Consider the following 24,841-nt stretch of genomic DNA (forward strand, 5'->3'; position numbering starts at 1 on the left):
TTTATACGTTTTTATGATTTTTTTATGACTTTTGTTTTTGCTAAACGATCATGTAATGTCTGTCTGTTACGACCAAAGCCAAGTGCATAGTCTAAAATTGTTATTACAGGCATTGCGAACATATTTAATAGGATAAAAACTATACTTCTAATCAGAAATATTCGGGTTAGATTGACACGGCCCTCTGTCTCTAAATCTACAATTTTAATTTTAGTCAGCAATTTACCGATACTTTGTCCTTTTCTGTTCATGAGAATTGCTTGAATGACTAGCATGACAACAATATAAACCATCATTGCTTGCCAAGCTTGTGCAGGAATAATATGAAAAATTTGCTGTTGTAGTTCTGGATTAAATGTCGATCCTTGAAATTTCTCAAGCTGACTGGCTGATTCTTTATCTAAGAAAAAAGAAGGTAACATAAAAGCAGGAAACCATAAAAGTAAATCTATGATTTTGGCTAAAGCACGCGCTTGAATGCTTGCTAGTGTTGTAGAGGGTTTTGACTCCTGAAAAGGTTTTTGTGTAGGTATAGAAGATGGACTTGTATATCCTTCAGGTTCATACTTTAATTTACCCTGAGTGAGCTCACCGAGTGGATGCCATTCATTTAAACCAGTGTGCCAAACCAGATCTGTCAGTAATACTTGCTGATTTGCAAGCATTTGATTCACTTGTTCTAACGTATAAGGCCCAGCCTGTTGGTTGTTACGTGCTAAATAAATTTGCATAAAATGATCATCTCAAAATAAAAAGACCCTATAAAGGGTCTTTTTAACATGTTTTTAAGCTAACTAAAAGTTATTTAGTTTTCTCATCTGATAAGAAGAACCATGTATCTAGTACAGAGTCTGGATTTAATGATACAGACTCAATGCCTTGCTCCATTAACCAACGTGCTAGATCTGGGTGGTCTGATGGGCCTTGACCACAAATACCGACATATTTTCCAGCTTTACGACATGCTTGAATAGCCATTGAAAGTAGTGTTTTTACCGCTTCATCACGTTCATCAAAGAGTTGAGATACGATACCTGAGTCACGATCTAGGCCAAGTGTTAATTGTGTTAAATCGTTTGAGCCAATTGAGAAACCATCAAAGTGTTGTAGGAACTGGTCAGCCAATAATGCATTTGTTGGTAGTTCACACATCATAATGACTTTGAGGCCATTCTCACCACGTTTTAAACCATTTTCTGCAAGTAACTCAATGACACGTTCAGCTTCTTTGACTGTACGTACAAATGGAATCATGATTTGAACATTGGTTAATCCCATTTCATCACGAACTTTTTTCAGTGCGCGACATTCTAGTTCAAAGCAATCACGGAAATTATCTGAAACGTAGCGACTTGCACCACGGAAACCTAACATAGGGTTTTCTTCTTCAGGTTCGTATAATTTACCACCAATAAGGTTAGCATATTCATTTGACTTAAAGTCAGACATACGAACGATTACAGGCTTATCACCAAAAGCAGAGGCAAGGGTAGCAACACCTTCTACGATTTTTTCAACATAAAATTCTACAGGAGAATTATAACCTGCTGTACGTGTTGCAACTGCTGCACGTGTTTCACGTGGTAAGCTGTCAATATTAAGTAAAGCTTTAGGATGCACACCGATCATGCGGTTAATAATGAACTCAAGACGTGCAAGACCAATTCCTTCATTTGGAATTTGTGCAAAGTCAAAAGCACGGTCTGGGTTGCCTACATTCATCATAATTTTGAATGGTAGCTTTGGCATAGACTCAATTGAATTACGTTGGATTTCAAAATCCAACTGACCTTCATAGATAAATCCTGTATCACCTTCAGCACATGACACGGTTACTGCTTGACCATCTTTGAGTAGTTCAGTTGCATTACCACAGCCAACAATTGCAGGTACGCCAAGTTCACGTGCAATAATTGCAGCATGGCAAGTACGACCACCACGGTTAGTAACAATCGCAGCAGCGCGTTTCATTACAGGTTCCCAGTCAGGATCTGTCATGTCTGAAACGAGTACATCACCTGGCTGTACTTTATCCATTTCATCAATAGATGTCACGATACGCACTTTACCTGAACCAATACGTTGACCAATAGAGCGACCTTCTGCAATCACATTACCTTTTTGTTTAAGAAGGTAGCGTTCCATAGTATTTGCATTTTGACGGCTTTTTACTGTCTCTGGACGTGCTTGTACAATATAGAGACGACCATCATCTCCATCTTTTGCCCATTCAATGTCCATTGGTGAGCCGTAATGTGACTCAATGATCATTGCTTGTTTTGCAAGCTCATGTAGTTCTTGGTCTGTTAAGGAAAATTGTTGACGCTCTTGTTTTTCAACTTCGACAATAGATACAGATTTTCCTGCAGAAGCATCTGAACTATAAATCATTTTTTGGTGTTTAGAACCAAGATTACGACGAACGACTGCATGTTTTTCATTTTTTAATAATGGCTTAGATAAATAGAATTCATCTGGGTTTACAGCACCTTGTACAACCATTTCTCCAAGTCCGTATGATGATGTAATAAATACAACATCTCTGAAACCTGATTCTGTATCTAGTGTAAACATAACACCTGCAGCACCAGTTTCTGAACGTACCATACGTTGGATACCTGCTGACAATGCAACAAGTTTATGGTCGAAACCTTGGTGTACACGGTAAGCAATTGCACGATCGTTAAATAAAGAAGCAAATACTTCTTTAATAGCAATTAAAATATTATCTATACCACGAATATTTAAGAAGGTTTCTTGTTGTCCTGCAAATGATGCATCTGGTAAATCTTCAGCAGTTGCAGAAGAGCGTACAGCAACAGCAATATCTGGGTTACCACTAGAAAGTGCAGCGAATGCTTCACGAACATCTTTTTCAAGAGCTTCAGTTAAAGGTGTATCAATGATCCATTGACGAATTTTTGCACCTGTTTCTGCTAAGGCAACGACATTATCAACATCTAGTTGCTCAAGCTCTGCTTGAATTTTTGCATTTAGGCCACTTTGTTCAAGAAATTCACGATATGCTGCAGCAGTTGTGGCAAAACCACCTGGTACAGATACACCTGCATTAGAAAGGTGGCTGATCATTTCCCCTAAAGATGAGTTTTTCCCACCTACGAGTTCAACATCATGCTTTCCTAATTTTTCTAGACCAATTACGCGCGATTCCAAAGTAGTCTCTCCACTGCTGCAGTATGTGATTTGTTATCTGCTCATGTTAATAACATAAAAGAGCTTAGCTTTTTGATGTGAAGCAAGCCATTGTTATGTAAGATGGCTTACTATAAAGAATATAACGGCTTAAGACAAATATTTGAGGAGTTTTTTGATGCCTGAAAGTAAACAAATTGAAAGAAGTGTGTTTTTTATTTCCGATGGCACAGCAATTACAGCAGAAACTCTAGGACATTCACTTTTAGCACAGTTCCCTAATGTCGATTTTGATGTACGTATTATTCCTTATATTTCTTCTGAAGAAGCCGCTTTAAGAGTTGTTGAAGAAATTAATGCTTGTGCGCAGGAAAAAGGCAAATTGCCTTTAGTTTTTGATACTTTGGTTGACCCAAACGTTAGAAATATTATTAATACTGCAAATGCGGTTAATTTAGATGTATTTGAAGGTTTAATTAGTAAGCTTGAGCAAGAACTAGAAACCTCGCCAACCACTTTAATTGGTCAGACGCACGCTGTGACGGATACAGAGTATTATAAAGCACGTATAGATGCAGTTCATTTTGCATTAGATAATGATGACGGTGCAAGAACAAGACATTATGACAAAGCTGATATTATTCTGATCGGTGTTTCTCGTTCAGGAAAAACACCGACATCGGTTTATCTATCTTTACAGTTTGGTATTCGTGTTGCAAATTATCCACTTACAGAAGAAGATCTAGACGATAACCGTTTGCCTAAAGTGTTAAGAGAGCATAAGCATAAACTGTTTGGTTTAATGATTGATGCAGATCGTTTGGTTGCAATTCGAACAGAGCGTAGAGCAGGAAGTCGTTATGCAAGCTATAACCAATGTCAAATGGAGCTACGCGCCGTAGAAGGGATTTATATTTCTGAGGGAATTCCTTATTTGAATGTTTCAGAAATGTCTATTGAAGAAATCTCAACGCGTATTTTACAAATTACAGGTTTAAAACGCCGTATTAGTTAAGCTTCTTTAAGCGTTATTTCGTCCAAATAGGCGACAGCATTGTGAGAGTGTAGGCTCTCTTGGTGCGTAACTTTGATATTCCATCCTTCATAGTTTTTAGATGCTAACGCATGGCCAATACGTCGTGCGGCATCTTCTACAAACATAAGATTCTCTCCATTTCTTTGGGCAAAAGCCTGTTCATCTGCACGTTTTACAGCCGTTTGAGTTGCTGTTTGTAGAGTTTTTTCAATGAGATCAATGATGGTCATAAAATCTAGATGATTGTTTAACGTAATAGATGCAATACTTCTTTGACTATGAGGGGTGGCAATAGAGCCATTTTTTTCTAGCCATAATGCAACATCTTGAGGATTTAAGTGCGAGTTTTTTGAAAAATCATTGCAAAATTGTTCTTTGAGTAATTGGCGTGATAAAGATGCAGAACATGGACATGTTGATGAATAATCGATATCTATAGAGGCAGTCATAGAAAAAACATTTGCTTTAAGGAGAGCTGTTAGTTGAATTTTGTAGTATTTCCACCCTGATAAACCCTCTGTTTTTATAGAGATCCGTTGAAGAGGAAGATTAAACTGCATATTTAGGCGAACCTCATTTGTATTGCAGTCTTGATGTGTAGTTTGAATGTCTTGCAATGTTTTTTGTAGGCTGGCTTGATCTAAATGTCGAAGTTTTTGTAACTCCAAATAGAGCCGAGACATATGAATGCCTTTAACCTTGGCCTTTGGTAAATTAATATGAATATCTATAAGACATTCAATAGGTATATCTAAATAAGTTAAAGGCAGTGCAATATTTTCCATACCTACCCAAGTCAATGGGTAAGTATGTAGTGCAAGATGGTTTTTAGAAATATCTGGAAGAGGCATAAGGCGATATAAATGTTATTGATATGTTATAATATAACACAATTGGTTATGTCGTCATATCTTAAGGGATAATCTCTCCGCATAATGAACTACGCCATGAATGGCTATAACCCCATGTGCGATATCCAATAGTATCAATATGAATTTGACCAGATTCATATACACCTAAGCCCATATTAAAATCTTTACCATATTGCTGCCAAAAGCGACATAATTTCTTTTTGCTTTCTAGAATTGCAAACTCATCTTCTGGTGTGGGTTGTGGTGGCCCAATTCTAAAATCAATAGCAGCATTGCGAACATGGCTAGAAGCTTTTGCACCTCCTGCGCATTTATTTAAAAATGGAGATCTATAGCTAGAGGTCACTTCTATGTTTGAAATAATACCTTGTTGGCGTAAATATCTAAGTAATTGCAAAGTAGGTACAGCGTTTTGCCAAACTTCAGGAGGTGGAACCTCATACTCTGTATAGTTGCATTGTTGCCAATCTCTTGCTGAACGAAGCATTTGATAATCTGGAACAATGAAATCTGCTTGATTCCTACTTAAAAATGCTTTGTATGAATTTAAGAGTTGTTGATTATCTGCTTGGTTTAGCCATATGAGGTAAGTTTCTGGTGTAGGCTGTCGAATTGACTTTTCTATAGTAAGCGTTGGTATTTTTTCAATTGGCTGAGGAATGAGTGGTACAGATTGTACAGGTGCTTTTTGTACTGTTTTAACAGGAATAGTGGTCTGCTGAGATACACAACCGCCAAGAATGAAAAAACCCAAAAAAAGACTATACGTGTTTAGGTGTTTAATTTTCATTGGACAATCTAAAGTGAAATATTATCAATCATAGATTCGTTATACTATAACGCAAGCAAGTTTGCAGTGTATTTGTGTGTTATTTTTACAAGAAAAGGTATAGAAAAATTAACCAACATAAAAGTACGATAAATAAGCACTTTTGATGTCATGTAAATGATATAGTATAATCTCATAAAATAACAAATGATGTTATAATTCATCGCTTTAAAATAAATATATTCATTGCCAACCCAACCCACTTGAATAGGTTGATTACCCTATGCCAGCTTTTAAAATGTTGAATAGAAATTTTTTGTCTAAAACGCCTGTACAGCGTCGGGCAACTCGGCTCAGTTTTTTTAATTTGGGTTTTGCAATGGCCTCATGGGCGCCACTTATTCCTTTTGTAAAACATCGTTTAGGACTTGATCATGAAAGTCTTGGGCTACTGATTTTGTGTATTGGAATTGGTTCTATGTTGGCAATGCCACTCGCTGGTATGATGATCCAACGTGTAGGCTGTCGTTTTATTATTTCACTTGCATCTATTATTTTTGTGCTTTCTTTACCATTAATTGGTGGATTAAATAATATATTTGCAATGGCTGCTGTGCTTACAGTATTTGGTATGGCTTCTGGGGCGACCGGTGTTGCTATTAATTTACAGGCAGTTTTAGTTGAAAAGAAAAGTATTAAACCATTGATGTCAAACTTTCATGGAATGTGTAGTTTAGGTGGACTCGTTTCAGCCTTAACGATGACAGGATTACTGTCTATTCATCTAAGTGCATTACATAGTGCTTATGTATTAAGTGTTTTAGTTGCACTTATTGCTTTATTTTCTGCACCGGCAGGATTGACCCATGTTGCAGACAATAGTGACAAAGACAATGATGAGGTCCCTAAGAAAAAGAAAAAAATTGGTATTCCTCATCCTATAATTTTAGTATTAGGAATGATGTGTTTCATTACGTTTTTAACAGAAGGAGCTGCACTTGATTGGAGTGGTGTTTATTTAACTACCAACTATCAAGTACCACTATCTATTGCAGGCTTAGCATATGGTTTTTTTGCCATTACTATGACAATCGGACGTTTCTCTGGTCATCATATGATGAGATGGTTTGGAGAAAAGAATTTAATTCTATTTAGTTCTATCTGTGCCACTTTAGGAATGACTATTGTGGTTATTGCGCCAGTTTGGCATTTGGTTTTATTGGGATATGCTTTGGTCGGATTAGGTTCTTCAAATGTTGTGCCTGTACTTTTTTCAAGAGTGGGGCGTCAGAACTATATGCCTAAAGCGCAAGCATTGTCTTATGTTTCAAGTATTGCTTATTCAGGTGTGCTTTGCGGGCCAGCACTCATTGGGTTTGTTGGACAGCATGTGGGTCTTACTTTTGTCTTTTCGGGCATTGCGATTTGCTTATTAAGCATCGCAATTTGTAATAAATTTACCATGGTGGAAGAAGCAAAAGCGCATTAAAGCACCGCTATTTTAAAATTGAAATGTGGTTGTGAGCCGCTTTCACTGCGTATTTTGATAATTCTATGATTTTTGATGAAGAATCGTTAAACTATGCGCAATGAAATAATGTTTGTGTATGGCTCTCCATCACATTTTGATTTGAGATTGATAGATAATGAAAGACTCGTTACGTCTACGATTAGAACAACTTTCTGATAGACACGAAGAATTAACTGCACTGTTAGCAGATGCTGAAGTCATTTCTGACAATAAGCGTTTTCGTCAATTGTCACGTGAGCATAGTGATTTAACCGAGTTAACTGAGGTTTGGCACAGTTATTGTCAGGCTGAGGAAGATATCAAAACTGCTGAAGAAATGTTATCTGATCCTGACTTTAAAGAAATGGCTCAAGAGGAAATTAAAGAGAATCAAGCAACGATTGCAGACTTGGAAGATCGTCTAAATATTCTCATGATTCCTAAAGATCCAAATGATGCAAATGCTGCCTATTTAGAAATTCGTGCGGGAACAGGTGGTGATGAAGCCGCGATTTTCTCTGGTGATTTATTTCGCATGTATACTAAGTATGCAGAAACCAAAGGCTGGAGAGTTGAAGTTCTTTCAGAAAATGAGGGAGAGCATGGTGGTTATAAAGAGGTCATTTGTCGTGTAAATGGTGATGGAGTTTATGGCCGTTTGAAGTTTGAAAGTGGTGCACACCGTGTTCAACGTGTTCCAGCAACAGAGTCACAAGGCCGTGTACATACTTCTGCATGTACTGTAGCAATTTTACCTGAAGTGGATGTGGATACTACTGTTGAAATTAATCCTTCAGATTTAAGAATTGATACTTATCGTGCATCTGGGGCAGGTGGGCAGCATATTAACAAGACAGATTCAGCTGTGCGTATTACACATATTCCGAGTGGGGTTGTTGTTGAGTGTCAAGAAGAGCGTTCACAACATAAAAATAAAGCAAAAGCTTTGGCTTTATTGGCTTCACGTTTAGAAAATGCGAAACGCCAAGCACAAGAAAATGCAACATCAGAAATGCGCCGTGATTTAGTTGGTTCTGGAGATCGCTCGGAGCGTATTCGTACTTATAATTACCCTCAAGGTCGTATGACGGATCACCGTATCAATTTAACACTCTATAAACTTGAAGCAATTGTAGAGGGTGATTTGAACGAGTTATTAGACAGTTTGCATAGAGAGTATCAGGCAGATCAATTGGCCTTACTTGCACAGCAAAATGGTGGCTAAGTCATGAAGATTGCACAAGCACTTCTACTTTACGGAGAAGCAGATAGTTATGAGCGCCAAGAAGCAAGTTGGTTGCTTGAGCATATCTTAAAGTTGAATGCCTTTGAATTAAAAATCCACTCAGATAACTGTTTAACTGATTCGCAAATCGTTTTATATAAGCAATCATTAAAACGGTTAGCTCAAGGAGAACCTTTAGCTTATATTATAGGTTCTCAACCCTTTTGGACTCTTGATCTAAAAGTCACTCAAGATACTTTGGTTCCAAGACCCGATACTGAAGTTGTTATTGAAACTATATTAAGCTTAAATTTACCTAAGACTGCTTCAATCATAGACATGGGAACTGGATCAGGGGCAATTGCACTATCTTTAGCGTACGAACGACCTGATTGGTTTGTACTGGCAACAGATATATATGCACCCACACTTGAAGTTGCACAAGAAAATTCACAAAAACATGCGCTTAAAAATGTCACATTTTTGTGCAGTGAATGGTATGCATCCATTCCTAAACAAAGGTTTGATCTAATTGTTTCAAATCCTCCTTATATTGCTGAAGATGATGAGCATTTAGTGGGTTTAGAAACAGAACCCTATCGCGCACTTGCAAGTAGCGAAAATGGTTTGGCAGATTTGTTTGAAATTATTGCGGGTGCATCATTATGGCTTTATAACGGAGGATGGCTTGTGCTTGAACATGGATATGATCAAGCAAAAGAAGTACAAAGTTATTTTAAAGATGCCAAATTTTCTAATGTTTCCACTGTTAAAGATTACGGTGGTAATGATCGAGTAACGCTTGGGCAGTATTTGGTTTAGAACATGATTTATTAATGATCTTTTAATCAAACCAAATTATATTTAAGTTGTTATTTTTAAATTGAATTTAAAAAACATGAAGAAGAAATTACATGCTTCACAAGTTTTATTTTCTAGACTTATGATATACTTACACAAGTAATACATTTGCCGTTGAATGATCATTAGGCATTTTATCGGAAGAATGAGCTGCATCTTGCAGCTTTTTTTAATGAGACAGTGCGCCTATAAAAATTCATTCTGCCTAAATGGCGTTTACACTTCAGATGGCATCAATTTTGCTATGCAATAAGCAAGTTCGTTTCGTAACTGAATGACAATTCACAGTGTGAAACAAGTAAAATTTAACAGAGGCTTTTTATGGCGACTCCTCAACCTTCCGCCGGTTTACTTGAGCGTTTTTTTAAACTTACCGAGAATAACACATCTGTAAAAACAGAAGCTGTTGCAGGTATCACAACATTCTTAACCATGTGTTATATCATTATTGTGAATCCTCTTATTCTTTCTGCAACAGGTATGGATCATGGAGCCGTATTTGTTGCAACATGTATTGCCGCAGCAACGGGTTGTCTCGTTATGGGCTTACTTGCAAATTATCCAATTGCACTTGCACCAGGCATGGGGCTTAATGCTTATTTTGCTTATTCTGTATGTCTAGGGATGCATATTCCATGGCAAACTGCGCTTGCTGCAGTATTTATGTCGGGAATCGTATTTATTGCAATTAGTTTAGTTCGTGTACGTGAAATTATCGTCAATGCGATTCCTATGTCATTAAAATTTGCAATTGGTGGCGGCATAGGGCTCTTTTTAGCGCTTGTTGCACTGAAAAATGCAGGTATTATTGTTGCTAATCAGGCAACCACTGTAGGTTTAGGAGATGTAAAAGATCCTAAAGCATTACTTGCAATGCTAGGACTCTTTCTTATAGTTGCAATGCACCATTTTCGTGTTCGCGGTGCAATTATTATTAGCATTTTGGTCGTCACGGCAATTTCTACCTTTATGGGCTTAAATCAATTTAAGGGAATTGTAGGTGCGATCCCATCTATTACACCAACATTACTACAAATGGATTTTTCAGGGCTATTTAGTGGTACATTAATTGGCGTTATTTTTGTATTTTTCTTGGTAGATTTATTTGACTCTACAGGGACTCTTGTGGGGGTTGCCCATCGCGCGGGAATTATTAAAGATGATGGTAAAATTCCACGTCTGAAGAAAGTACTTATGGCAGATTCTACAGCGATTGTAGCAGGCGCTGCACTAGGTACATCTTCTACAACACCTTATATTGAATCTGCATCTGGTGTAGCAGCAGGCGGACGTACAGGTTTAACAGCCGTAGTCGTTGCCCTATTATTTTTAGGGTGTCTATTTTTATCTCCACTTGCGCAATCTGTACCTAGCTTTGCAACAGCGCCTGCACTTTTATTTGTGGGTGTTTTAATGATCCAAGGGATTACAAAGATTGAGTGGAATGACGTAACAGAGGCTGTACCTGCCTTTTTAACAATAGTATTTATGCCTTTTGCATATTCAATTGCAGATGGTATTGCAGTCGGTTTTATTAGCTATGCAGTGATTAAACTCTTGACAGGAAAAGCAGCATCTGTACATTGGATGGCATGGATTATTGCTGGCTTGTGGGTATTGAAGTTCGCTTTATTTGGTGGCTAATACTTAGTTGAAGTACGCAATAGGGTGTAATTGTGATTACACCCTTTTTTATTATGAGGGTTTTTAATGAATCAACAAAACTTAATTCAAGCATTGCCAAAAGCAGAGTTACATGTACACATTGAGGGAACATTTGAACCTGAATTAATGTTTGAAATTGCTCAGAGAAATGCGGTAAACATTCCTTATAAAACTGTTGATGAAGTTAAACAAGCATATAATTTTCATAATTTACAATCATTTCTAGATATTTATTATGCTGGTGCACAAGCTCTGATTTATGAAAAAGATTTTTATGATTTGACGTGGGCTTATTTTCAGAAATGTAAAGAAGACCATGTAGTACATACAGAAATATTTTTTGACCCTCAAACGCATACCGTGCGTGGTATTTCATTTGAAACTATTTTCAATGGTATTTTTAAAGCATGCCAAGATGCAAAGGAGCAGTTAAATATTTCCTCTGAGCTTATCATGTGTTTTTTAAGACATCTTAGCGAAGAGGATGCTTTTGTTGTCTTAGAACAAGCATTGCCATTTAAAGATCATATTATTGGTGTTGGACTAGACTCGAGTGAGTTAGGACACCCACCTGTGAAATTCGAACGAGTATTTCGTAAAGCAAAAGATGAGGGTTTTTTAATCGTTGCTCATGCGGGAGAAGAGGGGCCTGCAGAGTATATCTGGCAAGCTCTCGATCTACTAAAAGTTAATCGTATTGATCATGGTGTTCGATCTGAAGAAGATCCTCAACTATTAAAGCGTCTTATTGAGGAAAGAATGCCTTTAACAGTTTGTCCTTTAAGTAACCTAAAACTGTGCGTTATTCAGAATATGAAAGAGCATAATATTAAGAGATTATTGGATTTAGGTCTATGTGTAATGGTGAATTCAGACGATCCAGCTTATTTTGGTGGTTATCTAAATGAAAATTTTTACGCTATTGATGATGCTTTAGATCTTGGTGAAACAAGAATTAAGCAACTCGCAATTAATTCATTCGAAGCGTCATTTTTACCAGAAGCACAGAAGCAAAAATGGATTGAGAAGATTCAATCGCTTTAATATAAAATAGAAAAAAGGCACTCTCAATGAGTGCCTTTTTTTTAGTCTTTGGTTTGTTGAGAGGTCATACTTCTAAGGACATTATCCCGATCTACGAAATGATGTTTTAAAGCAGCAAGAATATGTACAACAATCAGCAATCCTGCGAACCACGAAAGATAGACATGGATCGGTTTTACAATTGCAGTAATTTGTGGGTTAGGCTCAATGAGCGTTGGTAAGTTAAATAAGTAAAGTACTGGCGCTGGATGACCTGCAGACCAACTAAATAAACACCCTGTAATAGGAAGTGCTAATAGAATAAGATATAGAATCCAGTGAATGACGTGTGCCATTTTTTTCATTGGTGCAGACATATTTTCTGGAAGAGCAGGTGTTGGGTGCGTATATCGCCAAAATATGCGTATTACAATTAAAAAAAGGATTGGTGTCGCGATGTTTTTATGCAATGTAATTACATTACCTTTGAATGCCCCGTCTGTATCATAGTTTAAAAAATTGCCACTATAGAAACCAATAAACCATGCAGTAATAAAAATTGCGGCCATAAGCCAATGTAAAATTTGTGCCGTACGTGTGTAATATTGCGGTCTGGCAGACATTTGAAATTCTCTAATAAGGAACAGAAATAATAGTCTGTATACAATATAAATGGTGCAATTTAATCACAACATACAAATATACAACGGTGTGTTGCAGAATTTGCAACGATAAAGTTCTCTAGTTTGGCTTAAATATGCTCGAACTACATTGATAAGTGTATTTTATTTTTGTAGATTTCTTCAAAATAGATGATCTGATAATAGGGTAAAACTGATGAATAAAAAATTACTGTGCTTGGTGCCAATGGCTCTTATGTTGAGTGCATGTGTTACGGGTACTGGAGGCTCATCTAGCGGATCAGATACATCGACTGCACAAGGCATGACACAGCAAATTGGTATGACAGCACTTAAAATAGCCATTGACGCAAAATGTGTAAATGAAATGAACAAAATGCAAGCATGGCAAGTTGCAAGTAAGGTTATGAGTACCTCACAGCAACAAACTGTCCAAAACAATACATGTGGATGTGTAAGCGATCAGGCTCCACAAAGTGTAACGGTTATGGATCTTGCTAATGCGGCCTTAGATCAAAGCGCACGAGCAACACTGGCACATCAAGTCATTGAAAAAACAATCACATCTTGTATGGCAAAAGCCTTAAAATGATGATTATTGCTGGTGTAGATGAAGCGGGTAGAGGTCCATTGGTAGGTTCAGTAGTTGCAGCTGCAGTTATATTAGATCCAAAAAATCCAATTGTGGGCTTAAACGATTCCAAGAAATTAAGTGAAAAGAAACGCGAAAAATTATTTGTTGAAATTCAACAAAAAGCACTTGCATGGTCAATTGCAGAAGCAACGCATGATGAAATTGATGAAATAAATATTTTACAAGCTACCTTCTTGGCAATGCGTAGAGCAGTTGATGGGCTAACTCATGCTCCTCAACAAGTTTGGGTGGATGGTAATCAGATGATTAAGGGGCTAGATATAGAATGTCACCCAATTGTAGGGGGAGATCTTTTATATCCTGAAATTAGTGCTGCAAGTATTCTTGCAAAAGTGACACGCGATCGGCAGATGGTGGAGTTAGGTGAGCAATATCCAGAATATGGGTTTGCTAAACATAAAGGATATCCGACAAAAGCACATTTACTTGCAATTGCGGAACATGGCATTATTGAAGCGCATAGAAAAAGCTATGGCCCAATAAAGAAACTACAAGTTCAACAATAAATAAAACATTAAAAGCGGCTTTCTAAAGTCGCTTTTAATGTTTAGTTAACCGTTGAATATTAGCGATTAAATTTGTCTTGATTATATTCATCGAAGTAGGATGGTTGATAATCTTGATCAATGTGTTGAAGATGTTCATGCATCGCGCGCTCATGTTGAATTCTCTGATAGATTTCCTCACGATGAACAGACACTTCTTTTGGTGCATTTACACCAATACGTACCTGGTTTCCCTTTACACCAAGCACTGTCACACTGACTTGATCCCCAATCATTAAAGTTTCTCCGACACGTCGAGTCAGAATCAGCATGTTTATCTCCTTGCTAAGCGCTAAACCTGCAGCTATTTCACCTACGAATATAGGAAAAGAAAACTACAACCTCTAGGACTTATTTTGTCATTCGAATTTATAATGAAATATTATAATTTATGGCAAAATATTTCCAAATATATTTATCTAATATAACAGAGCCACTCTATATAAAATAGAGTGGCTCTAGAAAATTATAACAATTCTTATTACAACGAGATCACTAATTGTTTAGAAATTATGCACGAGCACTACTTTCGCCGTGCTCACGATCTAAACCGAAAGCAGTATGTAAACAACGTACAGCAAGCTCTAAATAGTTTTCTTCTATAAGTACAGACACTTTAATTTCTGAGGTAGAAATCATAAGTATATTGATGCGTTCGTCAGCTAAAGCTGTAAACATTTTGCTTGCAACACCTGCATGTGAACGCATGCCAACACCAACAATTGAAACTTTAACAATGTTATCTCGACCAGAAACTTCACGTGCTTTAATATTTTGAGCAATTGTTTCTAAAATATTTTTTGCTTTTGCATAGTCAACGCGGTTTACAGTAAAAGTAAAGTCAGTTGTTCCATCTTCTTCGATGTTTTGAACAATCATATCTACTTCAATATTTGCATTGCTAATAGGTGATAAAATTTTTGAAGCAATTCCAGGTTCATCAGGAACACCTAAAATTGTTAATTTTGCTTCATCACGGTTAAATGCAATACCAGAGATAATAGGTTGTTCCATGTTGTCTTCTGCCTCAGTTGTAATTAATGTACCTACGTTTTGTTTGAATTCATCATCGAAAGCACCATCATTTTCATTATCGAAACTTGATAATACACGTAATGGTACCTGATATTTTCCGGCAAATTCAACAGAGCGAATTTGTAATACTTTTGACCCCAATGATGCCATTTCAAGCATTTCTTCAAATGAAATACGATCAATTTTTTTCGCTTTAGGTGCAACACGAGGATCTGTGGTGTATACACCATCGACATCGGTATAAATTTGACACTCGTCTGCCTTTAAAGCTGCAGCTAGTGCAACACCTGTTGTATCTGAGCCACCACGACCAAGTGTTGTTGTATTGCCATCAGCATCAATGCCTTGGAATCCTGCAACTACAATTACACGCCCTTTATCTAGATCAGCAGATGCTGACTGAGTATCAATAGATTCAATACGTGCTTTTGTGAAGGCATTATCTGTTTTTATACCAACTTGACGGCCTGTATACGATTTAGCTTCAACACCAATAGAGTTAAGTGCCATAGCTAACATGGAAATTGTCACCTGTTCACCGGTAGAGACCATCTGATCTATTTCACGCGGATCAGGTGTTTCGGTAATGGCTTTCGCGAGAGAGAGTAGGCGGTTCGTTTCACCACTCATTGCTGATACGACTACCACCACTTTGTGGCCATGATCGTGCCAACGTTTCACACGACGAGCAACATTTAAAATGCGCTCGGGAGTACCCATTGAAGTACCACCATATTTTTGAACGATTAATGCCATAATGATTCCATATAAGCCATGACCCTGATAGGCATTCAGGGTCAGTTACACAAAAGTAAAGTCTTAACGTTGGTCAAACCATGCAGGTAAGTCTGCAATGACCTGATTAAACTTCTCGTTCAGTGGCGCGCCACCTTGTGCTAAGTCAGGTTTACCACCACCTTTACCACCAAGTTCAGATGCTAAATGTTTGATAATATCGCCTGCTTTTAAGTTAGTCGTGTATTGCTTTGCAACAGATGCGAGTAAGCTTACTTTATCATCTTTTGTACCTGCTAAAACAATAACAGCATTGTCTAACTTAGATTTTACACTGTCATGTAAATGACGAAGTGATTTTGCATCTACATTTTCAAGTGAAGCAATTAAGGTTTGGCGACCTTGAATCTCTTTCACATGTTGTAGAAGTTCTACAGCTTGCAAATTTGCAAGTTTTTGATTGAGTTGTTCAATTTGTTTTTGCAAGTTTGTGGCATGCTCTACAGTTGCTTGAACTTTCTCAATAGTTTGGTCTTTTTGTGCTTTAAGCAGTCCATTAATGTGGTGAATGGTGGTATCTGCTTTTTGCATATTCACAATTGCTTTATTGCCTGTGACTGCTTCAATACGTCGAACACCTGCTGCAACGCCACCTTCAGATGTAATTTTGAATAAACCAATTTGCCCTGTATAGCCAACATGAATACCGCCACATAGCTCGATAGAGAAAGGTTTTTCATCATGTACTGTACCCATAGTAAGTACACGTACAGTTTCACCATACTTTTCGCCAAAAAGCATCATCGCACCTTTCGTTTTAGCTGTTTCAATATCTAAAACTTCAGTAACTACAGGTGTATTGGCAATAATTTCTTGGTTAACAAGGCGTTCAATTTCTTGAAGTTGCTCAAATGTGACAGGTTGATCATTTGAAAAATCAAAACGTAAAATATCGGATGCAACCAATGAGCCTTTTTGCTCTACATGTGTACCTAGAATTTTGCGTAATGCTGCGTGAAGTAGGTGTGTCGCAGAATGATTACGAGAAATGGCTTGACGTAATTTTGCTTCGACATTGGCATTGACTTGCTGATTTACACATAGATGACCTACAGTAATCACACCTTGATGTATAAAAGCAGTTCCAGATTTTTGTGTGTCTAGGATTTCGAAAATACCTGTATCATTTTTGAAGATACCTGTATCGCCAACTTGACCACCACTTTCTGCATAAAATGGTGTGTTATCTAACACAATAAGTGCTTCATCACCTTCTTGGACTTCATCAACTTGTTGGCCATCTTTATAGATCGCAAGAATTTTCCCTTGACCTTGAGTCGCTTGATAGCCTTCAAATTGAGTAGGTGTATCAACTTTTACAATATTGTTATAGTCTACTTTAAACTTACCAGCATCACGTGCACGTTGACGTTGTGCTGCCATTTCAGTTTCAAAGCCAGATTCATCAATGGTTAAATCACGCTCACGTGCAATATCGGCAGTTAAATCTGCTGGGAAGCCGTATGTGTCGTAAAGTTTAAATACAACTTCACCTGGAATAAGGTTACCTTTAAGTTGTGCAAGTTCACCTTCAAGTACTTTAAGTCCTTGTTCTAGTGTTTTTGCAAATTGCTCTTCTTCTTTAATGAGAGCATTTTCAATGCGGTCACGATTTTCAACTAACTGAGGGTAAGCATCTCCCATGACATCAATAAGTGGTTGAAGCATCTTGTAGAAGAATGTACCCGTTGCACCAAGTTTATGACCGTGGCGAATTGCACGACGTATGATACGACGTAATACATACCCACGACCTTCGTTACCAGGCAATACACCATCTGCAATTAAGAAACTACAAGAACGGGCATGATCTGCAATGACACGTAATGAAGGTTGTCCTTCATCTTTAATACCAACAATTTCTGCGGCAGTTTTTAGAAGATGTTGGAAAATGTCAATTTCATAGTTTGAATTTACGTGTTGAAGTACTGCAGCCACACGTTCCAAGCCCATGCCAGTATCGACTGATGGGGCAGGAAGGGAGTGTAGTTCACCGTCGGCAGTACGGTTAAACTGCATGAATACAATATTCCAAATTTCAATAAAGCGGTCGCCATCTTCTTCAGGTGTGCCAGGTAAACCACCCCAAATGTGATCGCCATGATCGTAGAAAATTTCTGAACATGGTCCACAAGGGCCTGTATCACCCATTGTCCAAAAATTATCAGATGCATATTTTGCACCTTTGTTGTCACCGATACGAATAATTCGGCTGCTTTCTATACCGACTTCTTGGTTCCAAATATCAAATGCTTCATCATCTGTATGATATATAGTGACGTAGAGGCGATCTTTTTCTAGTTTTAAAACTGACGTTAAAAATTCCCATGCAAATTGAATTGCATCACGTTTAAAGTAGTCACCAAATGAGAAGTTACCCAGCATTTCAAAGAATGTATGGTGACGTGCGGTATAACCAACATTGTCAAGGTCATTGTGTTTCCCGCCTGCACGTACACATTTTTGTGCAGAGGTAGCGCGTGTATAGCCTCGATCTTCCAGTCCCAATAAACAGTCTTTAAACTGATTCATTCCTGCATTATTGAACAGCAATGTTGGGTCATTGGCGGGAACGAGAGAGCTCGATGCGACACGTGTATGACCTTTTGTTTCAAAGAAATGCAAAAAGGCTTCACGAATTTCAGCAGACGTCATACGTGTACTCACAACAAGTCACTCCATTTAGTTCTATAGTAGAGCCATATCGTTTAAGCAGTTTGCTTGGTGCGATATCGCTGTTAAATTTTTCAAAGGCATAAAAGTATAACTAAAAATACCTATATGACCAATGCTTTTGCAATGAAAGGGTTATAAATATGACAATAAGTAAAATAACTTGATTCATTATAAGAAAAGTTGCTTTAACATAACCCTGTTTTTAAATGATTGAATGATAAGGGTAGGTCATGCAACGAATCGCAATTAATGGGTTTGGACGAATTGGACGTAATGTTGTGAGAGCATGGTTTGAAAATCCAAAGCATTTTACATTTGATATTATTGCGATTAATGATATTGCAGATGTTGAAACATTGGCACATTTGTTTAAATACGATACTACGCATGGGACATTTAAGGGTTGTGTTCGTATTATTCGTGAGCAAGATGCCACATATTTAAACGTAGAATATTTAGATCAATCGTTGCGCATCCGATGCCTAAACATTAAAGAACCAGAAGCTTTACTTTGGAATAGCCTAAGTATTGATGTTGTTTTGGAATGTACTGGCTTATTTCGTTCTCGTGAAGGTGCTCAAAAACATCTCAATGCTGGTGCAAAACGCGTAATTATTGGTGCAGCACCGTTTGATCATGTTGATGCTGCAATTGTATACGGAGTAAATCATCACGATGTGAAAGTTTCTGACCAAGTAATTTCAAGTGTATCTTGTACGACACAAGCTTTAGTTCCACTTGTAAAAATTTTAGACGATGAGTTTGGTATTGAAAGTGCATTGATGACTGAAATACATGCCGTGACAACAGATCAAGCTGTACTCGATCATGCTCACCGTGATTTACGCCGTGCGCGCGCGTCTGGACATAATATTATTCCAACCACTTCAAGTGCGCTCGGTGCACTAAAACAAGTTTTACCTAAAATGGAAAATCGTATAGAAGGGTATTCCATTCGAGTACCAACTTTAAATGTTGCTGCAATTGATTTAACATTTGTTGCGCAGTCTGAAATTACTGTAGATGCTTTAAATGAAGCTTTTAAGCATGCAGCATGTGAAAAATATACTGAAATTATGTCTTATACAGAAGATTATTTAGTATCGAGCGATTTTAATCACTTACCTTATTCGCTGGTAGTCGATTTAACACAAACCATGGTGGTTGGGCGTCAGGCCAAAGTTTATGCGTGGTATGACAATGAATGGGGTTATGCAAATCGGTTACTCGATTTATGTGATTCTTTTAATGCGCATTGAAATATGGGGCAGAACGATGCCCCATAATCTATTTATGAAACTAGGATGAGCCTGAGCAATGCGGTTGAGACCATACTAATAACAACAGTTGGTAAAAGTGAAAAGCGTGTTGCTGCGAAAACAGTAATAATAATAGCAAGCATATCTGAAATATGGCTACTTACGAAATAAGGTGCAATGACAGAAATAAGCACACATCCAGGCACAATGTCTAATACCTTTTTTTGTCTTGGCGTTAATGTACGATTTTTTAAGACTACATAACCAAGAACGCGTGTTAAATAAGTGGTTGCAGCGATCAGGAGAATTGCTATAATTGTTGTACTATGAATCACTTTTCATCTCCTGTCATAATAATGGCAGCCACAATTCCAGAAATCGCACCTATAGGAACATACCACCCCTGAGGTAAATACATGTAGGCGAAAATAGCACCCACTAAACTAACAAGCCATGGTATGGCATTTCGCACACCTGTCCACATGCCTCGAAGTAGTACCAAGAACACTGCTGGAAATGCCATATCAAATCCCCAGCGAGTAATATCTCCTAATACAGAACCAATGACACCACCAAAAGTAGTGAAGACCACCCACATGATGTATAAAGAAAAACATAAACCAGCATAAAAAGAAAAGTTGAAGGCATCTTCAATACGGCCTCGATGATTCCGCTTGGCATCGGCAATGCTTAAAGCCCAGCTCTCATCACACATAAAAAATAATGCCGGTAAAACTTTTTTATTTGGAAGGTGCTTTAAATACGGAACCAAGCTCGCACCCATTAAAAGATGCCGGCTATTAACTAAAAAAGTAATAAAAATAAGCATCATGATTTGAGGTGGATTTGTCCACATTTCTAAAATGGCAAACTCTGAACCGCCTGCGAAGTTCAGTCCTGTAAGTAGTGGAATTTCAAGCGTACTGAAACCTTTTTGCGCCGCTTGCGTTCCTAAAACCAGTGCAAAAGGAATAATCCCCAATAAAATAGGGATAGACATTTTTATTCCTCGTTTAAAGGAAACAAAGTCAGAAGTTTCGTAAATGGTTTGACTTGTATTTCTGAATATGAACATGGTGTTTTAGGATGCATGAAAATTTTATTTGAAACTCTATTTTATGTTTTAATTAAAGATATTTGTCGCTTAAATTAGCTTTTAAAAACGCTAAAATGGTATATTATTTTAATAATAATTTAAATTTTAGCATTTTATGCTTAGGGGTTAATGTGGATAAAACAGATATCAGAATTTTACGGGTATTACAAGAGGAAGGGAAATTACAAAATAATGAGCTTGCGATAAGAGTTGGCTTGTCAGCATCACCTTGTTTGCGCCGTGTTAAACAGTTAGAAGACGATGGAATAATACAGCGATATGTTGCATTAATTGAACCTCTAAAAGTAAATTTAGGTTTGACGGTATTTGCAAGAATTTGGTTAAAGGGGCAAGATGAAAAAACTGTAGATCAGTTTGTGGATGCAGTGAAGAATTTACCTGAAGTGGTGGAGTGTCAGCTTATGTCCGGAGATTGTGACTTTTTTTTGAGAATCGTCGTGGCAGATTTAGATGCTTATCGTAAGTTTCAAATTCAGCATTTAAATAAAATCTCAGGCATTCAAAATGTAAAAACTGAGATTCCATTGCAAAAAATTAAACATACAACGGCATTACCACTTTAGTTCAGGTTAAAATTGTAAAATTCTCAGGTGCATGCTGAAAAGTATCATGTTACACTTGAAAAAATCGGGTGCGTCCCGGTTTTTTTATGTGGATTCGTTCCGCCCTGCACAGAATTTAGGTTTGAAGCATGTCAATTTCAGAGACTTGGTTGCTACCAGATGGGGTAGCAGATGTATTACCAGAACAAGCACAAGTTATTGAGTCACTTCGTCGACATTCATTAGATTTCCTCGCAAGTCGTGGTTATCAGTTGGTCTATACACCATTTATTGAATATATCGAATCTCTTTCTTCTTTATCTGAAGCGAATCAGGACTTAGATCTTGTTAGCTTTAAAGTAATTGACCAGCTTTCTGGGCGTTTATTGGGTGTACGTGCAGATATGACGCCTCAAGTTGCACGCATCGATGCGCACGTACGACCTATTGAGGGAATTGCACGTTACTGTTATTCAGGAACAATTCTACATACAAAGCCTCAAAATTTTAGCGAATCGCGTACACCACTCCAGTTGGGTGCGGAACTTTACGGACATCAAAGCATCGAAGCAGATGTGGAAATGATAGACGTTATGTTAGGGCTATTAGAGACGACATGTGGTTTAGAAAAAGCGCATTTAGATCTAGGTCATGTTGGATTATTTAAAAGTTTAGTAGAACATGCCAAACTTGATAAAAATAATGAACATTTATTGCATGATTTATATCAGCGTAAAGCATTACCTGAATTAGAAGAAGTAACAAAGACACTTCCTTACGGACAAGATTTTTATAACTTAGGAAGATATTCAGGTAACCTGTCTTTATTAGAACAACATCTAAGTAATGATTTACTTAAAGATACGCATTTCCAAGCTGCATTTGATGGTTTAAAAACAACTGTTAAAGAAATTCAAAAGCGTTGGCCAAACTTATCTATTGGTTTAGATGTCGTAGAGTTACGCAGTTATCATTACCATACGGGTTTAATGTATGCTGTATATGCACCAAATCATGCAGCACCACTTGCACAGGGTGGCCGTTATGATGGTATTGGTGAGCATTTTGGTCGAGCACGCCCTGCAACAGGTTTTAGCTGTGACTTATATGCGCTATGTGAAGGCCAGTTTAGTGAAATTGAAACAATTGTTGCACCTAAAGGCATGCAACCAGATTTAGTAAGCGCAATTGCACAGGCACGTCAGCAAGGTTTGAGTGTTGTACAATTGTTAGGTAATGATGATCTAAGTTCTATACCATCTGCAACGCATCAATTTGTATTGCAAGATGGGGTATGGAGCATTGAAAAAATTGAGTCTATTGCAAAATAGATTTGTGATTTTAACAGCATGATGTAATGAGGCTATTATGGGCAAGAATGTTGTGGTACTTGGTACCCAATGGGGCGACGAAGGTAAAGGTAAAATCGTCGACCTGCTCACTGATCAGGCGGCTGCGGTTGTACGTTATCAAGGCGGTCACAACGCAGGACATACTCTTGTGGTAGGTGGTAAAAAAACTGTATTACACCTCATTCCATCAGGGATTTTACGTGAAAACGTTTTATGCCTTATTGGGAATGGTGTTGTACTTTCACCTGCAGCTTTAATTGAAGAAATGGCAATTTTAGAAAAAGAAGGTGTTCCTGTAAAAGAGCGTCTACGTGTTTCTCCGAATTGTCCATTAATTTTACCAAATCATATTGCATTAGACCAAGCACGTGAACATAAACGTGGTAATGCAAAGATTGGTACAACAGGTCGTGGTATTGGTCCTGCTTATGAGGATAAAGTTGCACGTCGTTCTGTTCGTGTAGCCGATGTCGTTCGTGGCGGTGAAGCACTTGAGCAGTTGCTTAAAGAAATGCTTGATCTACATAACTTCCAGTTAACTCAGTACTATGGTGTAGATGCTGTTCAATTTGAAGATGTATTGGCGCTTTGCAAAGAGTGGAAAAAAGTACTTGAGCCACTTGTGATTGATGTGACTGAAACATTGCACCAATTCCGTAAAGCTGGTAAGCCAATTATGTTTGAAGGTGCGCAAGGTTCATTACTCGATATTGACCATGGTACATATCCTTACGTAACAAGCTCAAATACAACAGCGGGTGGAGTAAGTTCTGGTTCTGGTATGGGGCCTTTACACTTAGACTATGTATTGGGTATTACCAAAGCATATACGACTCGTGTTGGAAGTGGGCCGTTCCCAACTGAGCTTGTGTATGACGCTGCAAATGATACAGGTGATGCTGTTGGTAAACACCTTGGTGTTGTAGGGCATGAGTTTGGTGCTTCAACAGGTCGTCAACGTCGTTGTGGTTGGTTTGATGCAGAAATTTTACGTCGTTCAGTAGATGTAAACTCATTAACAGGTATTTGTCTTACTAAGCTTGATGTTTTAGATGGTCTAAAAGAAATTAAGATTTGTGTAGGTTACGAAGCTGTTGATGGTGGTTGTATTGGTTCATCTGATGCGATCGCATTTGAACAATTAAAACCAATTTATGAAACTTTGCCAGGTTGGGAAGGTTCAACAGTTGGTTTAACCAGCGTGGATCAACTTCCAGAAAATGCTTTGGCTTATGTAAAACGCATTGAAGCACTTGTGGGTTGTCCTGTTGATATTATTTCAACTGGTCCAGACCGTGACGAAACAATTATTTTACGTCATCCATTCTCTGCATAATAAAATATGTCATAAAAAACCGTAGCTTCAGCTACGGTTTTTTATATTTAAAATGAAATTAATTAATGGTATTTTTATCCCAATAGGCATACCTAACTTGAGGCATCGCATTGAGTACTTCAAGTATTTTGAACATATCTTGTTGTTCAATAGATGTTGAAATTAAGGTAGTTTCAATTTCTACATCTTGTTCACCAAAAGGTTCAATTTCAATGTCTTTTGCAGGGTAGTTATACTGCTTAAGCGCAATGTTAATTTGCTCTATCACTTGTTTGCTACGCAAACGGTCACAAACAACATAAATAACATTTAGTAGTTCAGTTTCTACATCTAATGGACGACGATCCATAAAGTGTACGATAGGTCTAAGCAGTGTGTTTGCTGCAAGAATAAATAGAGTTACAATAATTGATTCTAAAATCAGATCCGATCCTGCTGCTGCACCAATTGCAGCAGAACACCAGAGGGTTGCAGCGGTATTTAAACCTTGAATATTGCCACCCTCACGCATAATGACACCTGCGCCTAAAAAACCAATTCCTGAAACAACATATGAAATTACTCTGACAGCACCCGAGCCATGATCCAATAACATGGCTGTATCAACGAAGGCAGCAGAACCGAGGCAAACAAGTACATTGGTTCTTAAGCCTGCTGTTCGTTGTCGATATTGTCTTTCAAACCCGATAAGCCCACCTAACACAAAAGCAGTAGTTAGGCTAATGAGTGTGCTCACTAAATTTTCTGTGTGAAGGTAGCTTGAGTTTTGCATCA

Annotated in this window: 23 protein-coding genes; 12 read left to right on the forward strand and 11 right to left on the reverse strand. The window is 37.7% G+C overall.

The window, feature by feature from the left end; all coding sequences use genetic code 11:
• Positions 1-11 precede the first annotated feature (11 nt).
• Together OZX61_RS04440 and ppsA are read right to left on the reverse strand one after the other, a co-directional pair.
• On the reverse strand, positions 12-731 hold the full coding sequence (locus tag OZX61_RS04440) for an RDD family protein (protein WP_195772182.1): 720 nt from the start codon (positions 729-731) through the stop codon (positions 12-14).
• Positions 732-801: 70 nt separating this feature from the next.
• The gene (gene ppsA, locus OZX61_RS04445) at positions 802-3,174 is read right to left on the reverse strand and encodes a phosphoenolpyruvate synthase (RefSeq protein WP_195772181.1); all 2,373 of its coding nucleotides are present in this window, start codon (positions 3,172-3,174) and stop codon (positions 802-804) included.
• 157 nt (positions 3,175-3,331) lie between these two features.
• On the opposite strand from ppsA, the gene OZX61_RS04450 reads away from it, so the two are divergent.
• Positions 3,332-4,168 (forward strand): pyruvate, water dikinase regulatory protein, encoded by an 837-nt coding sequence (locus tag OZX61_RS04450; protein ID WP_195772180.1) that lies wholly within the window; start codon positions 3,332-3,334, stop codon positions 4,166-4,168.
• Here the strand turns inward: OZX61_RS04450 and folE2 are convergent.
• Both folE2 and OZX61_RS04460 read right to left on the reverse strand, forming a co-directional pair.
• Positions 4,165-5,040, reverse strand: coding sequence for a GTP cyclohydrolase FolE2 (gene folE2, locus OZX61_RS04455; RefSeq protein WP_277095431.1), 876 nt, complete (start codon positions 5,038-5,040; stop codon positions 4,165-4,167). The genes OZX61_RS04450 and folE2 overlap by 4 nt on opposite strands.
• Positions 5,041-5,101: 61 nt before the next feature.
• Entirely contained in the window at positions 5,102-5,851 is a 750-nt protein-coding gene (locus OZX61_RS04460; protein WP_277095432.1) for a D-Ala-D-Ala carboxypeptidase family metallohydrolase, read from the reverse strand.
• Positions 5,852-6,113: 262 nt separating this feature from the next.
• Between OZX61_RS04460 and OZX61_RS04465 the strand changes: the two genes are divergently transcribed.
• From OZX61_RS04465 to OZX61_RS04485, 5 genes are all read left to right on the forward strand, one after another.
• A complete protein-coding gene (locus tag OZX61_RS04465) occupies positions 6,114-7,319 on the forward strand; it encodes an MFS transporter (RefSeq protein WP_195772177.1) in 1,206 nt (401 codons plus the stop codon).
• 157 nt (positions 7,320-7,476) lie between these two features.
• Positions 7,477-8,565, forward strand: coding sequence for a peptide chain release factor 1 (gene prfA / locus OZX61_RS04470; RefSeq protein WP_277095433.1), 1,089 nt, complete (start codon positions 7,477-7,479; stop codon positions 8,563-8,565).
• Between the two features lie 3 nt (positions 8,566-8,568).
• Positions 8,569-9,387 carry a peptide chain release factor N(5)-glutamine methyltransferase gene (gene prmC, locus OZX61_RS04475; RefSeq protein WP_277095434.1) on the forward strand — a complete coding sequence of 273 codons (819 nt, stop codon included), beginning with the start codon at positions 8,569-8,571 and terminating at the stop codon, positions 9,385-9,387.
• Positions 9,388-9,747: 360 nt separating this feature from the next.
• Positions 9,748-11,070, forward strand: a complete 1,323-nt coding sequence (locus OZX61_RS04480) for an NCS2 family permease (protein WP_277095435.1) — start codon at positions 9,748-9,750, stop codon at positions 11,068-11,070.
• Between the two features lie 66 nt (positions 11,071-11,136).
• Complete coding sequence (locus OZX61_RS04485; RefSeq protein ID WP_277095436.1) at positions 11,137-12,135, forward strand: adenosine deaminase; 999 nt, start codon at positions 11,137-11,139, stop codon at positions 12,133-12,135.
• Positions 12,136-12,176: 41 nt separating this feature from the next.
• Here OZX61_RS04485 and OZX61_RS04490 read toward each other — a convergent pair whose 3' ends face one another.
• Positions 12,177-12,737: a cytochrome b gene (locus OZX61_RS04490; protein ID WP_195772172.1), complete on the reverse strand. Its 561-nt coding sequence runs from the start codon at positions 12,735-12,737 to the stop codon at positions 12,177-12,179.
• Between the two features lie 214 nt (positions 12,738-12,951).
• On the opposite strand from OZX61_RS04490, the gene OZX61_RS04495 reads away from it, so the two are divergent.
• The gene (locus OZX61_RS04495) at positions 12,952-13,347 is read left to right on the forward strand and encodes a hypothetical protein (protein ID WP_195772171.1); all 396 of its coding nucleotides are present in this window, start codon (positions 12,952-12,954) and stop codon (positions 13,345-13,347) included.
• Positions 13,347-13,916, forward strand: a complete 570-nt coding sequence (gene rnhB / locus OZX61_RS04500; protein ID WP_277095630.1) for a ribonuclease HII — start codon at positions 13,347-13,349, stop codon at positions 13,914-13,916. Before OZX61_RS04495 ends, rnhB begins: the two co-directional genes overlap by 1 nt.
• 59 nt (positions 13,917-13,975) lie before the next feature.
• On the opposite strand, the gene csrA is transcribed toward rnhB, so the two are convergent.
• The 3 genes from csrA to alaS all read right to left on the reverse strand — a co-directional run bounded on the left by csrA (position 13,976) and on the right by alaS (position 18,440).
• Complete coding sequence (gene csrA, locus OZX61_RS04505) at positions 13,976-14,227, reverse strand: carbon storage regulator CsrA (protein ID WP_195772170.1); 252 nt, start codon at positions 14,225-14,227, stop codon at positions 13,976-13,978.
• A gap of 238 nt (positions 14,228-14,465) precedes the next feature.
• On the reverse strand, positions 14,466-15,746 hold the full coding sequence (locus OZX61_RS04510) for an aspartate kinase (protein WP_195772169.1): 1,281 nt from the start codon (positions 15,744-15,746) through the stop codon (positions 14,466-14,468).
• 63 nt (positions 15,747-15,809) lie between these two features.
• Complete coding sequence (alaS, locus tag OZX61_RS04515; RefSeq protein WP_277095631.1) at positions 15,810-18,440, reverse strand: alanine--tRNA ligase; 2,631 nt, start codon at positions 18,438-18,440, stop codon at positions 15,810-15,812.
• 251 nt (positions 18,441-18,691) lie between these two features.
• Here alaS and OZX61_RS04520 point away from each other — a divergent pair, with 251 nt between their 5' ends.
• Complete coding sequence (locus tag OZX61_RS04520; RefSeq protein ID WP_277095437.1) at positions 18,692-19,720, forward strand: type I glyceraldehyde-3-phosphate dehydrogenase; 1,029 nt, start codon at positions 18,692-18,694, stop codon at positions 19,718-19,720.
• A 32-nt stretch (positions 19,721-19,752) separates the two neighbouring features.
• On the opposite strand, the gene OZX61_RS04525 is transcribed toward OZX61_RS04520, so the two are convergent.
• The gene (locus OZX61_RS04525) at positions 19,753-20,055 is read right to left on the reverse strand and encodes an AzlD family protein (RefSeq protein ID WP_277095438.1); all 303 of its coding nucleotides are present in this window, start codon (positions 20,053-20,055) and stop codon (positions 19,753-19,755) included.
• Positions 20,052-20,795, reverse strand: a complete 744-nt coding sequence (locus OZX61_RS04530) for an AzlC family ABC transporter permease (protein ID WP_277095439.1) — start codon at positions 20,793-20,795, stop codon at positions 20,052-20,054. The genes OZX61_RS04525 and OZX61_RS04530 overlap by 4 nt, the downstream gene beginning before the upstream one ends.
• Positions 20,796-20,947: 152 nt before the next feature.
• On the opposite strand from OZX61_RS04530, the gene OZX61_RS04535 reads away from it, so the two are divergent.
• From OZX61_RS04535 to OZX61_RS04545, 3 genes are all read left to right on the forward strand, one after another.
• A complete protein-coding gene (locus tag OZX61_RS04535; RefSeq protein WP_195772165.1) occupies positions 20,948-21,400 on the forward strand; it encodes an Lrp/AsnC family transcriptional regulator in 453 nt (150 codons plus the stop codon).
• 128 nt (positions 21,401-21,528) lie between these two features.
• Positions 21,529-22,710, forward strand: coding sequence for an ATP phosphoribosyltransferase regulatory subunit (locus OZX61_RS04540; RefSeq protein ID WP_277095440.1), 1,182 nt, complete (start codon positions 21,529-21,531; stop codon positions 22,708-22,710).
• Positions 22,711-22,747: 37 nt separating this feature from the next.
• Positions 22,748-24,067, forward strand: a complete 1,320-nt coding sequence (locus tag OZX61_RS04545) for an adenylosuccinate synthase (protein WP_277095441.1) — start codon at positions 22,748-22,750, stop codon at positions 24,065-24,067.
• 58 nt (positions 24,068-24,125) lie between these two features.
• Here the strand turns inward: OZX61_RS04545 and OZX61_RS04550 are convergent, their stop codons facing one another.
• The gene (locus OZX61_RS04550) at positions 24,126-24,839 is read right to left on the reverse strand and encodes an MgtC/SapB family protein (protein ID WP_195772196.1); all 714 of its coding nucleotides are present in this window, start codon (positions 24,837-24,839) and stop codon (positions 24,126-24,128) included.
• Between the last annotated feature and the right edge of the window lie 2 nt (positions 24,840-24,841).

The sequence above is a fragment of the Acinetobacter sp. ESL0695 genome (assembly GCF_029392135.1).
GTDB classification, from domain to species: Bacteria; Pseudomonadota; Gammaproteobacteria; order Pseudomonadales; family Moraxellaceae; genus Acinetobacter; species Acinetobacter pollinis.